Below are 13,005 nucleotides of genomic sequence, written 5' to 3'. Positions count from 1 at the left end.
CATCAACTCCTACGGCAGGCTCAGCATTCCCCCGTCGCGAAGAGACTTAGCTCACATTAAATGTATGGCCCGTACTCCATCGGAGAATACGGGCCAGATCGTTAGGTTGAGACCGCGCTAGGAAGCGAAAGCCGAGAGGGCACCGGTGACCGGGTTCCAGGCGTTAATCACGACCGACTCGAGGGTGCCGTGGATGTTGAAGGGGTCCTGTTGGAGCACCTCGCGCAACGCTGCCTCGCCTTCGGCGCGCAATAGCAGGAGCGCGCCGTCGCTTTCGGTGTACGGGCCGGAGGCAATCAGCTCGATCGCCGCGCCCTCTCCGATAAACCCACTCAGGAACTCACGGTGGGCCGGACGATACTCATCGCGCACTGCCGCGGAGTTCGCAGCGTAGCGGTATTCAACAGCGAAAACAGTCATGGGCACAGCTTATTGGTTGGCAAAGGCCGCATCAAAGGATGTGTCGGGACCGCTAAACAGCAACGGACGGATCCGCTCAATGGCCTCGGCAGCACCATGCAACCGGTCCATTCCAGCGTCTTCCCATTCGATGGAGATCGGGCCACGATAGCCAATATGCCGTAAGGCGCGGAAGGCATCCTCCCAGTCAATATCTCCGTGACCGGTCGAGACGAAATCCCAGCGCCGGTGGGGGTCTCCCCACGGCAGATGCGAACCGAGAATGCCATTGCGCCCGTTGGGGACTCGCAACTTCGTGTCCTTGCAGTCCACGTGATAGATCCGGTCTGCAAAATCGGTAATGAACCCCACCGGGTCGATGCCTTGCCAGAACATGTGGCTTGGATCCCAGTTCAGCCCGAAGGCCTCTCGGTGTCCGATCGCTTCCAGGGTGCGCTTAGTTGTCCAGTAGTCGTAGGCGATCTCCGACGGGTGCACTTCAAGGGCGAATTTCACCCCGTGCGCGTCGAATTCATCCATGATCGGATTCCACCGCCGTGCGAAATCTTCGTATCCGGCCTCGATGACCTCGCCGGGCACCGGGGGGAACATCGCCACATATTGCCAGATTTTCGAGCCGGTAAATCCGACGACGACGTCGGCACCGAGCTGCCTCGCCACGCGGGCCGAGCGCTTCATATCCTCGGCAGCACGCTGACGGACGCCCTCCTGGTCACCGTCGCCCCAGACGTAGTCGCGCAAGATCGCTTGATGACGAAAGTCGATGGGATCATCACAGACCGCCTGACCTCCTAGGTGATGGGAAATCGCCCAAACCTGCAAACCGTAGCTGTCGAGGATTTCACGTCGCGAGCGGAGGTAGTTCGGGTCTTCATCGGCGCGTTTCAGATCTAAGTGATCACCACTCGCGGCGATCTCCAGACCGTCATATCCCCATTCGGCCGCACGCCGGGCAAGTTCTTCAAAGGGCATATCGGCCCACTGGCCTGTAAATAGCGTCACGGGATGCGTGGATTTCATACCGGCTCCTTAGTCGGTCCAGTTGCTTCGTGCCGGTGATCATCCACCGACACCCAGGTACGTTCTGCCGCCGAGCGCAGGACGGCATCGGTCAGTAGGGCGGCGCGGGCACCGTCGTCGAAGGTCGGCAAACCTTCAGGGCATTCACCGCCAAGGGCGGCGTAGCTATCTGCCACGAAGGCGGCGAAAGCATCTAGATAGCCCATGGGGTGCCCGGCCGGGATCGTAGAGAGCCGCGCTGCGTCGGGTTCCAAGATGGCCACATCGCGCGCCAGAACACGATTCGATTCGGCGCCGCCGATCCACAATTCATCGGGGCGCTCCTGATGGAACTCGATCGCGTGCTCGGTACCCGATAATTCGAGACTCAACGCATTTTTACGTCCCGCATTGACTTGGGAAACCATCAAGCTTCCCAGCGCTCCGGAGGAAAAACGCACGGTGAGCACCGCGGCATCTTCGGTACGCACTTTCCGTCCTGCCCGGTGTTCGTGCGCGATGCTGGTGGTCGCCTGCAGTTCGGTGATGCGTTCCCCGGCGATGAACTCGGTTAGGTCCGCCAGGTGCGAGCCAATGTCCGCAAAGGCCCGCGAAGGACCTCCGCTGGTCTCATCCACCCGCCAGTTCACCTCCTGAGAACCCAGCAGCCAATCCTGCAGGTAAGCTCCGCGCACGGTTAGCAGGCGTCCCAGATGCCCCTTGGCGACCATGGCGCGGGCTTGCCGCGCCATGGGGTGAAAACGGTACACAAAGGGCACGGTGGCGAGCATACCGGCTTGCGTGGCCGCAGAAGCCAGGGCGCTGGCCTGAGCGAAATCGACACCAAGCGGTTTTTCGCAAATTACCGGCTTGTTCGCCCGGAGCACGGCCAACGCATGCTCGGCATGCAAACTGTTCGGCGAGGTCACATGCACGATCTCGGAAGTCTCGAGCAGCTCGGTCAGCGATGCGGCCGGGCCGGCACCAAGCTGACTAGCCGCCCGTGCAGTAGATTCCGGGCTTGAAGACAGCACGGAACAAACCGTGCCCCCAGCACGACGGGCGGCCTGGGCATGGGTACGGGCCATAAAGCCCCCGCCAATGATCCCTACGCGCAGGCTAGTCATGGGCACTGCTGCTACTTGAAGTGGATAAGAGCGTCGCCGCCGCCGGGTCCCAGCCTCCGTCAAGGAGGTCCGAGGGCTCCACCCGAGAACTGACCTCCACAAACTGCCCGGTGTCCACTGCCTCGGCTACCGCGGCCATCACCTCAAGCACGTGGAAGGCAAGCTCCCCCGGCACTCGTTCCTTTCGATCTTCACGGATTGCCCGAGCCAACTCCAGCACTCCGGTACCGCGTGAATAGAACGATCCTTGAGCCGGTACGGTGACCGGAGCGCCCGGTACGCAATGAATCACGGTGTCTCCGTCAAACATGTTCGGGTCGGGGAACACCGCGGTTCCCTCGGTGCCCGCCACCTCGACAAATCCCATCCGCTCAAGCTTGGAGTCGAAGCTAAAGACGCATTGTGCGCTGGCGCCCGAGGCGAAACTGAGCAGGGCACCGATATGCGTGGGAACCTCGACCGGAAATTCGGTACCAGCTTTGGGCCCCGACGCAATCACGCGCGTCTCGCGTGCACGGGAACCGAGGGCGGCAACACGATCCACCGGACCGAAAACCTGCACGAGGGTGCTCAGATAGTACGGGCCAAGGTCAAAAAGCGGCCCGGCGCCGCGAGCGAAAAGGAACTCTGGGCTCGGGTGCCAAGATTCTGGCCCGGGCGCCTGAAACATGGCCAAGGCCGAAAGCGGCGTGCCGATCTCACCTGCGCGTACCGTGCGTAACGCCGTCTGTATTCCCGCGCCCAAGATGGTATCGGGAGCAACGGCTACGCGTACTCCGCGCTGCTGGGCGGCATCGCGCAAACTGCGTCCCGATTCGGTGTCCAGTGCGTAGGGCTTTTCACCCCAGACGTGTTTACCTGCGGCTACCGCCTGCAACGCTACCTCCACGTGAACCGCGGGGATCGTCAAGTTGACCACGATTTCGATGTCCGGGCGTTTCAATAGGTCGGTGTAGCTACCGGAGTTCGGAATGCCGAACTTAGCGGCCTGCGCCGCGGCCCGGTCGGCGTCTAGGTCCGCAATGAATTCAACGCGCAGGTCTGGAAACTGGGTCAAGTTCGTTAGGTACTCATCGCTGATCACCCCGGCACCGACAACGCCGATCCCCACCGGGCCGGTACGTACGGTACTGGCGGTATGCTGCTCGCTCATTACGCCCCCTCAACACCGCTCGTAGCGGCCAAGTACTGGTAGCTTTGCCGCAAAGCCTCGAAAATATCGCCGTCGTAGTCGTCGAGCTCGACGACGTGCAACAGATGGTCGGTGGCGGTGAGGATCTGTGCCACGGGCATCTGTCCCAACCCGACGGCCTGCTGGGCACGGGTGTCCGTTGAAATGGGCCCATCCTTGATATGTAGTGCGACGACACGCTGGCCTAGTCGCTCCAGTAGCGGCAGCACCTCGACACCACCCACGGCGGCCCAATACGTATCTACTTCCAGAACGACCCGCTCTTCGAGTTGCTCGGCCAAGTACTCCAGCGCCGTACGCTCGCCGATAGATGCGGCAATTTCCCACTGGTGATTGTGATAACCAACCCGAATTCCGTACTCGGCGCCGATGGATGCGGCCTGATTCAAGGCCGTTGCGGTGGCGCGGATGGACTCGGCGTCCTGCCATAGCTCGGCTGGCCGATAGGGGTCAATCACGGTCGTGATGCCAAGGCGCCGTGCCGCCTCGAAGACCTGGTGCGGGTCGCTAGACAGTAGCGGCGCGTGAGCTGTGGGTGCGCTCAAGCCATTGGCTGGTAGCGCACGTTCGAATTCCTCCACGCGAGCCACGAAGTCGTAGGGCTCAACGCGCGTGTAGCCGATATCGGCCAGTTTTTTGAGCGTACCGGGCAGATCATCGGCAAGGTGTTGACGCACGGTGTAGAGCTGGACGGAAGGTGTGATCACTGATGCACGGCTCCTTAGCTGGCCGGCGACCTGATGCCCCTGAGAGCGGTGCCGGTGATATGTGACACATGGTTTCATGTCGACCCTAGAGACACTTATGTTGAAAGTCAATAAAAGTCTGTTGCAGTTCATCAAAACTTCGCGTGAAGGCGCTCAGATATGGTTGACTTGTGCCATGGCCATAGAACGCTCAACCCCGGCCCCGCGCGGTGCCAGCGCTCACGACATTCTCCAGCTACTGCGAGACGGAACCCCGAAAAGCCGCACCGAGTTGGCCACGTTGACCGGTCTGGCACGATCCACGGTGACCGATCGACTCGAAACGCTGATGGCCATCGGACTCGTTGGGCCTGTCGCTGACGGCACCTCGACCGGCGGACGTCCCCCAAGCCGCGTCGCACTGCACGCGCAGTCCAAGCTCTTACTGGCCGTGGACCTCGGTGCCGCGCATTTACGCCTTGCCCTGACCGATCTACTGCACCAGACTCTGGCCGCTACCGAAGCCACGGTGGATCTAAGTCAGGGGCCCGAGCCAGTACTCCAAGATATTCAGCGGCTCACCCAAACCTTATTGCAGCAAATTGGCCGAGAGACGGCCGATATCCTCTGCGTCGGCATGGGTGTGCCCGGTCCGGTGCACTTCGATACTGGTCGCCCCAGCCGGCCACCCCTCATGCCCGGGTGGGACGACTTTGATATTCGGGCGTCATTCGCGCAACAGCTCGATGCCCCCGTGATGGTCGATAACGACGTCAATCTCATGGCGTTGGGAGAACACCATGGTCATGGTGGAAACCTCGGGCATTTTCTCTACGTCAAGGTTGCCACCGGCATCGGGGCAGGGATCATCTCGGGCGGTCAGCTACAACGCGGTGCGCAGGGAACGGCCGGAGATATCGGGCACGTCCGCGTAAGCCGCGGAATTGGGGTGCAATGCCATTGCGGCAATGAAGGGTGCCTCGAGGCGGTGGCCTCAGGCCCGCGAATCGCCGATGCCCTCCGCGCCGCAGGACTTCCCGATGTACATAGCGCTCGCGACGTGATCGACCTAGTCAACGGCGGGAATTTGGAGGCTATTAAGGCGGTGCGCCGCGCCGGTGGGGATATCGGTGAAGTCCTTGCCGCCGGTATCAGTTTCCTCAATCCTTCACTGATCACCATCGGCGGACAAATGGCCGCCGCCGGCGAACACCTGCTGGCCGGGATCCGCGAAGTCATCTACAACCGTGCCATGCCATTGGCCACTGCCCAATTACAGATCCGGCCCGCAACCACCACACACCAAGCTGGCCTGCTCGGGGCAAGCATCCTCGCCGCCGACCACGGACTCGGCTCCGAAAGCATCACGGCACTAGCTCAATCCCTGCGCTAACGTACGGAAGTAGCTGGCGTCTGTTGCCGCAGGCGTGCGTACATGTACATGTCTTTGCGATGCCCGCCAACATCCTGCCAACTACGTAGCAAACCCTCGCGCAGGTAGCCACAGCGTTCGGCGGCGCGCCAGGATCCTTCATTCCACGGTTCCACATACAGCTGCAGCCGATAAATGGAGGGCAGGTCCAGGCCCCATCGGGAGATCGCTTCCAACGCGGCCGAGGCCACCCCGCGCTGACGATCACTCGGAGCCACCCAGTAACCAATGCTGGCACGCCCCTGATCGCCGTCTTTGAGCCACAGTCCAATCTGCCCCACGGCCCGGTCGGAAGCAGTTTCGGCAATGGCGAAGGAATAGCCGGTTCCTGTGGCCGCCCGGTGAATTTGCCGGCCGATGAACTGCAGGATCTCGCTCTCCGTTCCGTGAGCGGGAACCGTAGTGATCAAGGGAATCAGCGGATCGCCCGAAGCGTCGCGGACTGCTGGCGCATCTTTCGCCGCGAACGGTCGCAACTTATAGTCACCGGCGGGTATCACCGGCTGGATCAGTGCCTCCATTCCGCCAGCCTAGCGCGTGGCAGAGGTCCCGCCCGACCATGCTCCTTTGAGATGGGTGCTTGTCGCGTATCCTGTGCGCTCTGTTTCCTCCCACGGTCATGACCTTGCTGTCATTGCATCGAGTGGTGAGGTTAAAACGAGCGAGCCTCGATCCGGTGCGGTTACCGGCTCGAGGCTCGTCGATGACTAGAAGAGTGTAATGGGTTTGAAAATATCCGCGTAGATCAGCAGACCGCCCATCACCAGCATGGCGATTACCACCACATAGGTAACCGGCAGCATCTTGATGGTATCCACCGGTTTGACCTGCCGTATTCCGCGAAGTTTAGCCACCATCCGCTTTAGCCCCTCGTAGAGCGCTCCGGCGACATGTCCACCATCCAATGGGAGTAGCGGAATCAGGTTGAAGGCGAAGAGCGCCAAGTTCAATCCGCCGACCAGTGAGATGAGCGTCGCGGTCTTTTCTTCGAGGTTCAGCGCGTCCGTAGAGTTGATTTCGCCGGCCAGACGGCCGACGCCGACGACCGACACCGGCCCGTTGGGATCGCGCTCTTCGCTCCCGAATGCCGCTTGGGCGACATCGACCATGCGTTGCGGCAGGTGCAAGATGATGTTGCCGATGCGCAGTAGCTGGTCACCAACCTGTGCCGGGACCTCCCAGATGGGTTGGGAGACGTTCTGAATTTGTGAGCTCATCCCGACGAAACCCACCTGGGCCATCTTGGGCTGACCATCTTCACCGTTGATGACATATCCGTCCTTATCCAGAACCGGACGATCGGTGAGGTACGGAGTCAGCGTGGTGTCGTGGCTGACGCCATCACGTTCGTAGGTTAGCGACACCGGGGTGTCGGGATGATCCCTAATTACATCGGTTAGCTCGTACCACGCATCGCGTGCAACGGCAGTTCCATTGATCGAGGTGATGGTGTCCCCGGGGCGCAACCCGGCCTGGTACGCCGGGGCGGGAGTATCGTCCGCAGTGCATTCCGTAGCGTCCGTATTCTGCGCACTAGCAATGCACTGATAGACCTCCGAGACGGTGGTGGTAGCGGTGGGAACACCGAAACCAACTAGTACGATGCCAAGAGCGACGGTGCCGATGATCAAGTTCATCAACGGGCCGCCGAGCATGATGATCACACGCTTGTAGATCGGAAGCTCGTAGAACATGCGGCCAGCATCTTCCTGCCGCACTTGTTCGTTGGCTTGTGACCGCGCGTCATCAATCATTTGACCGAAGATGCGCGTGAAGAGGTTCGGTTTGCTCTCCGAAACTTTCTCCTCGCGCGGCGGATACATTCCAACCATGGAAATGTAGCCACCCAGCGGAATAGCTTTCACCCCATATTCGGTCTCTCCGCGGCGCACGGAGAAAAGCGTTTTGCCGAAGCCGATCATGTACTGCGGCACCCGCAACCCGAACTTCTTGGCCGGGATCAAGTGACCGATTTCGTGCAGAGCGATGGAGGCGGCGACGGCAATCACCATGAACAACACACCGCCGAGGAACAAGAGGGTGCTCATGCATTCTCCTTAAGCAGTTGGGTTGCGTGGGTTCGGGCCCACCGATCGGTGTCCAATACCAATTCGAGACTGGGCTCGGCGGCCACCGGAGTGTAGTTCTCCAGGACTCGCTCGATGGTCGGCACTATATCGCTGAACCTAATGAGTCGATCGTGGAACGCATCGACCGCCACCTCGTTGGCCGCGTTGTAGACGGCCATGTGGGTCGGCGAGCTGGCCGCTGCACGCTTGGCCAAACGGATAGCTCCGAAAACTTCTTCATCCAGCGGCTCAAAGGTCCAAGTGGCGGCTTGGCTGAAGTCGCAGGCTGCGGCGGCCGCTGAAACACGGTGGGGCCAATTCATTCCCAAAGCAATCGGCAAGCGCATATCCGGCGGTGAGACCTGCGCCAGGGTAGAACCGTCAATGAACTCGACCATGGAATGCACCATCGACTGACGGTGCACCACTGCTTCAATTCGTTCCAAGGGGATGTCGAAGAGCAGATGCGCCTCAATTACCTCAAGTGCTTTGTTGACCATGCTCGCCGAATTGGTGGTGATGACTCGGCCCATATCCCACGTCGGGTGCGCCAGTGCTTGTTCGGGAGTTACATCTGCCAGTTGTGCTTGCGAGTAGCCGTGGAAGGGTCCACCCGAAGCGGTCACAATAAGTTTGGACACCTCGTCGGAACTCCCCCCGCGAAGTGCTTGGGCCAAGGCCGAATGTTCGGAATCTACGGGGACGATCTGCCCGGGGGCAGCGGCTCGCTTGACCACTTCTCCCCCGATGATCAGCGACTCCTTATTCGCCAGCGCCAACAGATGGCCCGCATCGAGAGCAGCCAAGGTCGGTGCCAAACCAATGGCCCCGGTGATGCCGTTGAGGACCACGTCAGCTTGGTCGTACCGGGCGACCTCAGATGCCGCATGCGACCCGGCGAGCAGCTGCGGGCGATAGTTTGCGACACCGGCCGCCGCCGCTGCGGACTCAATGGCCTGAGCTAGAGCGTCGATATCTTCGTGGGCGCAGCCAACAAGCTCCGGGCGGAAGGCAACCGCCTGTTTGGCCAGCAGCGTGAGGTTGTAACCTCCGGCGAGCGCAGCGACAGTAAAAAGCTCGGGGGCCTGGGCAATCACGTCCAGTCCTTGGGTTCCGACCGATCCGGTAGATCCCAGAAGGATGACACGACGCGGATGCTGGGCAACGACGAATGGTTCTTGGGTGCTCACCCGATCAATTATTCCCCGTGCTCCTGTGTGCTTCCAAAGCATCCATGCGTCCGGTGGATAACCCAGGGCCCCGAACGGTTAGAGCCCCAGACTGCGCGCGATCAGCATCAGCTGCACTTGGCTGGTACCTTCCCCGATTTCAAGGATTTTCGAGTCGCGATAGTGCCGCGCCACTAGAGATTCGTTAATGAAACCGTAGCCACCGAAGATTTGGGTGGCGTCTCGAGCGTTGTCCATGGCCGCTTCACTGGCGATAAGCTTCGCGTGGGCGGCTTCGACCTTGAAATCCTTGCCGGCCAGCATCTTTGCGGCGGCAGCATAGTAGGCCAGCCGTGCGGTGTGTACGCGAGATGCCATTCGGGCGATCGTAAAGGACACGGACTGATAACTGCCGATCGGTGCACCAAAGCTGGTGCGGTCTTTGGCGTACTGTGTGGCTTCATCCAGGCAGCCCTGTGCGGCACCGGTGGCCAGTGCGGCAATGGCGATGCGTCCCTCATCGAGAATCTCGAGGAAGTGGGCATAGCCTCGACCACGGACACCGAGAAGATGGTCTTCGGGAACTTGCGCATCGTTGAAGGTCAGCGGGTGCGTGTCACTGGCTCGCCACCCCACTTTGTCGTAGGCCGGCTCAACGGTGAAGCCAGGTGTCTTCGAGGGCACGATCAGGGTAGAGATCTCTTTGCGGCCGGTTTGTTCGTCCATGCCCGTCACCGCGGTGACGGTTACCAGCGAGGTAATGTCCGTTCCGGAATTGGTAATGAATTCCTTGGAGCCGGTGATGTTCCAGTGCCCGTCGACTAATTCGGCCTTGGTGCGGGTCGCCGAAGCGTCGGATCCGGCTCCGGGTTCGGTGAGACCAAAGCCTGCCAGCGACTTTCCGGCCGCAAGGTCGGGCAGCCAGCGTTCCTTCTGCTCTTGGTTTCCGAAACGGTAAATGGGCATGGCCCCCAAGGAGACCCCGGCTTCGAGCGTAATCGCGACCGACTGATCGACTCGCCCAAGTTCCTCGAGTGCGAGCGCAAGGGCAAAGTAATCGCCGCCCATGCCGCCGAATTCTTCTCCGATTGGCAACCCAAAGAGACCCAATTCGCCCATCTGCGCCACAATCTCATAGGGGAAGGTGTGGGTGGCATCGTGGTGTGCGCTGCGCGGGGCAACGACTTCGTTGGCGAATTCCCTGACGACGTTCACCAGATCCTGGTAGTGCTCGTCCAGTTCAAGGTCCAGCATGATGGCTATCTCCTAGTTTTTCCGGGCCTCCGGCCGCCGTCTGAGGTCTTCAGTGGCACCGATTTCGGCAGGTGGTGGTGTCTGGAGCGCAAAATCCACGAATGGGTTTCGAGTGACTCCGTTCACCGCGTATGGTTAATTTCGATTAACTACTTGGCTTGTGGCCGCGTTTCCGACACTAGTGGCGCGCATCACAGTTGTCCATAGTCGGCCCGTGAAAAGGAGTTGAAGCCATGAGTCGCTACCAAGCTACGAATGAGCCCACCGAACGTGAGCGGGCCAAGGCCGAACGACGCGAAGCGTTACTGCGCGAAGCCACCCGGCTCTTTGCGTTACACGGCTACGCCGGAGTTTCACTCGAAGACCTCGGTGCTGCCTGCGGGATCTCGGGGCCGGCGGTATATCGCCACTTCGCTGGCAAGCAGGCGGTGCTCATCGCGTTGCTCGTGGACATGTCGAAAGACATCTACGACGGCGGGCTCAAGGCAACCGAAGATGGCGGCGAACCCATGGAGGTGCTGGCCCGGCTGGTGGACTTTCACACCGATTTTTCGCTCTCGCGCCCCGACATACTTCAGGTACAGGATCGCGACTTAAAGTCATTGCCGAAAAGTGAACTGCAATTGGTCCGAAAGTTACAGAATGCCTATATCGGCCTGTGGACCGCGCAGTTGGCCAAGCTCCACCCCGAGGCAACCGCGCCATCGCACCGATTCCGCGCCCATGCGGTCTTTGGACTGTTGAATTCCACGGCCCATTCGGCACACTCCCCGCGGACTAAAAAATCAGGTATGAAGGCCTTACTCACGCAGATGGCTCTCGCGGCCTTAGCAACACCGGTAGGCTAGATCTCAGCGCCCCCTTACCCATGGTGTGAATTATTCGCGCCCCCAACGTACGAAAGGTCCTTCTCGTGGAACTACGTGAAGTCCGCCCGTCCGACTTGGATGAGTTCTTCGCTCACCAGCAGGAGCCGGAAGCCAATCTGATGGCCGCCTACCAGGCACGCAACCCATCGGATCGCGCCGTTTTTGACCACCACTGGAATTCGATTCTGAATGATCCAAGTGTCATCGTGCGCACCATCGAACATGAAGGCCAGGTTGCCGGTTCAATTCTGGTCTTTGAGGGCGACACCCCAGAAATCAACTTCTGGACCTCCACGAAGTTCTGGGGCAAGGGCATCACCACCAGCGCCGTGGATGCTTTCCTTGCCGAATACACCAAGCGTCCGCTGGTCGCCCACGTGGTTCAGGACAACCTGGGCTCGCTGAAGGTACTTGAGCGTCGCGGTTTCCGCCAGGTCGGCACTGAGCAGATTTTCTCGAATGCCCGCGCCGAAGTGGTCACCGAGATCATTCTGCAGCTCGACAACTAATCCGCACATTGCACGGAGCAGACGCCGAACCCCGAGCCTCGGGTTCGGCGTCTGTGCGTTAACTCGGAGGCAGTGTATGCACGCAAAGTACCTCCTGTTTATCGCGCTAGCCTTCTGCTCATTGATTGGCGACGGTTTAGCCATGTTCGCGCTGACCCTTGCCGCCGCCGATGAACTCGGTTCTTGGGGTGTCAGCGCCCTTTTTCTGGCTGGCCTCATCCCGCCCATCCTCGCCGCCCCGTGGCTTGGCCGCTGGGTTGACGGACAGCGGGTACGGGGTCTGTGGCTGGCGACACTACTGTGCCATGCGCTGGTCTTTACCCTCATGGCGGCACTCGACAGTATCTGGGTCAGCCTCGCTGGAATGTGTGTGGCCAGTATTTGCGCAGTTTTTAGTTCGTCGGCCGTTTTCAAATTGATTCCCGAGATTCGAGGCAGCTTCAGTCTGGCCCGCGCTAGTAGCCTCCTCGTTGCGGCTGGGTCCTTGGCCGGGATCCTCTCCCCCGCGTTGGCAGCTCTCGGCTATGACCTGTGGGGCCTACGTCCCCTGCTCCTCGTCAATGCCGGAAGTTTCCTGTTCTTTGCCGTAGTGGCTTGGTTCCTCCTGCGCTCGCAATCCACTGCATATAACTCGGATGTTCCTGAGCCATTCACCGGCCTTCGCGGGGCGCGAGTGCTAACGAGCAACGGCACCTTAAGAATTCTGTTGGTCCCGATCGCCGCCGTGGTGTTCTTTACCTCGACCGAGGCAGTGTCCGGCGTTTTCTACCTGCGGGCCATTTCGCCCAATGACACGGTCTACGGCATGCTCTTGGGTCTCTGGTCGGTAGGTGCAGTTTTGGGCTCGTTGAGCGCTGGCGGAAAGCTTCTGGGGCAGCGGGTTTCGCTCCCGGTGCTTCTGGGAGCCGGGCTGATCGGCGCTGCCATCACCCTCGAAGGGCTGTGGCCCAATGCGGTGGCCATCGGCGTGGCTTTCCTTATCGGCGGGTATGGCAACGGCATGCACAATCTCGGTCTACGCAACGCTATCTATCGGCTCGTTCCCCAGGAACGACACGGCGCCGCCTGGGCCTATGTCACGATGCTGATCAACAGCATGGTTGCCCTCGGCTACCTCGCTGGAACGCCTGGGTTCCTGATCGAATCAGAGCAACTCATCGTGACGCTCTCGGGAGTCTGCGCCCTCGCCGCGGTGCTCGGTGCGCTCGGGCTTGTGCTACGCAACTACCGGCGCACGGCGCAGACCAAACCCGTAGTAACCGCCTGACAAATCCCCAAC

The 13,005-nt window shown here is 60.5% G+C and carries 13 protein-coding genes; 4 read left to right on the top strand and 9 right to left on the bottom strand.

Annotated elements, in window-relative coordinates:
- Nucleotides 1-117 precede the first annotated feature (117 nt).
- The 5 genes from ACJD00_RS04865 to ACJD00_RS04845 are packed head-to-tail and all read right to left on the bottom strand — an operon-like array spanning nucleotide 118 to nucleotide 4,442.
- Nucleotides 118-420, bottom strand: coding sequence for a YciI family protein (locus ACJD00_RS04865; protein ID WP_418908728.1), 303 nt, complete (start codon nucleotides 418-420; stop codon nucleotides 118-120).
- A gap of 9 nt (nucleotides 421-429) precedes the next feature.
- Complete coding sequence (locus ACJD00_RS04860; RefSeq protein WP_418908727.1) at nucleotides 430-1,440, bottom strand: sugar phosphate isomerase/epimerase family protein; 1,011 nt, start codon at nucleotides 1,438-1,440, stop codon at nucleotides 430-432.
- Nucleotides 1,437-2,546, bottom strand: a complete 1,110-nt coding sequence (locus ACJD00_RS04855) for a Gfo/Idh/MocA family protein (protein WP_418908726.1) — start codon at nucleotides 2,544-2,546, stop codon at nucleotides 1,437-1,439. The genes ACJD00_RS04860 and ACJD00_RS04855 overlap by 4 nt, the downstream gene beginning before the upstream one ends.
- Nucleotides 2,539-3,699: a Gfo/Idh/MocA family protein gene (locus ACJD00_RS04850; protein ID WP_418908725.1), complete on the bottom strand. Its 1,161-nt coding sequence runs from the start codon at nucleotides 3,697-3,699 to the stop codon at nucleotides 2,539-2,541. The genes ACJD00_RS04855 and ACJD00_RS04850 overlap by 8 nt, the downstream gene beginning before the upstream one ends.
- A complete protein-coding gene (locus ACJD00_RS04845; protein WP_418909307.1) occupies nucleotides 3,699-4,442 on the bottom strand; it encodes a sugar phosphate isomerase/epimerase family protein in 744 nt (247 codons plus the stop codon). The genes ACJD00_RS04850 and ACJD00_RS04845 overlap by 1 nt, the downstream gene beginning before the upstream one ends.
- Nucleotides 4,443-4,620: 178 nt before the next feature.
- Between ACJD00_RS04845 and ACJD00_RS04840 the strand changes: the two genes are divergently transcribed.
- The gene (locus ACJD00_RS04840) at nucleotides 4,621-5,817 is read left to right on the top strand and encodes an ROK family protein (RefSeq protein ID WP_418908724.1); all 1,197 of its coding nucleotides are present in this window, start codon (nucleotides 4,621-4,623) and stop codon (nucleotides 5,815-5,817) included.
- Here ACJD00_RS04840 and ACJD00_RS04835 read toward each other — a convergent pair.
- From ACJD00_RS04835 to ACJD00_RS04820, 4 genes are all read right to left on the bottom strand, one after another.
- Nucleotides 5,814-6,377 (bottom strand): GNAT family N-acetyltransferase, encoded by a 564-nt coding sequence (locus ACJD00_RS04835; protein WP_418908723.1) that lies wholly within the window; start codon nucleotides 6,375-6,377, stop codon nucleotides 5,814-5,816. The two genes, ACJD00_RS04840 and ACJD00_RS04835, sit on opposite strands and share 4 nt — an antisense overlap.
- Before the next feature lie 186 nt (nucleotides 6,378-6,563).
- Nucleotides 6,564-7,904, bottom strand: a complete 1,341-nt coding sequence (locus ACJD00_RS04830; RefSeq protein ID WP_309408188.1) for a site-2 protease family protein — start codon at nucleotides 7,902-7,904, stop codon at nucleotides 6,564-6,566.
- Entirely contained in the window at nucleotides 7,901-9,124 is a 1,224-nt protein-coding gene (gene dxr, locus ACJD00_RS04825; protein ID WP_418909306.1) for a 1-deoxy-D-xylulose-5-phosphate reductoisomerase, read from the bottom strand. The genes ACJD00_RS04830 and dxr overlap by 4 nt, the downstream gene beginning before the upstream one ends.
- A gap of 69 nt (nucleotides 9,125-9,193) precedes the next feature.
- The gene (locus tag ACJD00_RS04820) at nucleotides 9,194-10,348 is read right to left on the bottom strand and encodes an acyl-CoA dehydrogenase family protein (RefSeq protein ID WP_418908722.1); all 1,155 of its coding nucleotides are present in this window, start codon (nucleotides 10,346-10,348) and stop codon (nucleotides 9,194-9,196) included.
- 233 nt (nucleotides 10,349-10,581) lie between these two features.
- On the opposite strand from ACJD00_RS04820, the gene ACJD00_RS04815 reads away from it, so the two are divergent.
- The 3 genes from ACJD00_RS04815 to ACJD00_RS04805 all read left to right on the top strand — a co-directional run bounded on the left by ACJD00_RS04815 (nucleotide 10,582) and on the right by ACJD00_RS04805 (nucleotide 12,993).
- On the top strand, nucleotides 10,582-11,196 hold the full coding sequence (locus ACJD00_RS04815) for a TetR/AcrR family transcriptional regulator (RefSeq protein WP_309408191.1): 615 nt from the start codon (nucleotides 10,582-10,584) through the stop codon (nucleotides 11,194-11,196).
- Nucleotides 11,197-11,261: 65 nt separating this feature from the next.
- Complete coding sequence (locus tag ACJD00_RS04810; RefSeq protein WP_418908721.1) at nucleotides 11,262-11,726, top strand: GNAT family N-acetyltransferase; 465 nt, start codon at nucleotides 11,262-11,264, stop codon at nucleotides 11,724-11,726.
- Nucleotides 11,727-11,802: 76 nt separating this feature from the next.
- Entirely contained in the window at nucleotides 11,803-12,993 is a 1,191-nt protein-coding gene (locus ACJD00_RS04805) for an MFS transporter (RefSeq protein WP_418908720.1), read from the top strand.
- The last annotated feature ends 12 nt before the right edge of the window (nucleotides 12,994-13,005 follow it).

This window comes from Glutamicibacter endophyticus, assembly GCF_048457885.1.
Classification (GTDB): Bacteria; Actinomycetota; Actinomycetes; order Actinomycetales; family Micrococcaceae; genus Glutamicibacter; species Glutamicibacter endophyticus.
The sequence above is the reverse complement of the archived record's forward strand: the minus strand, read 5'-3'. Positions and strand labels throughout refer to the sequence as shown.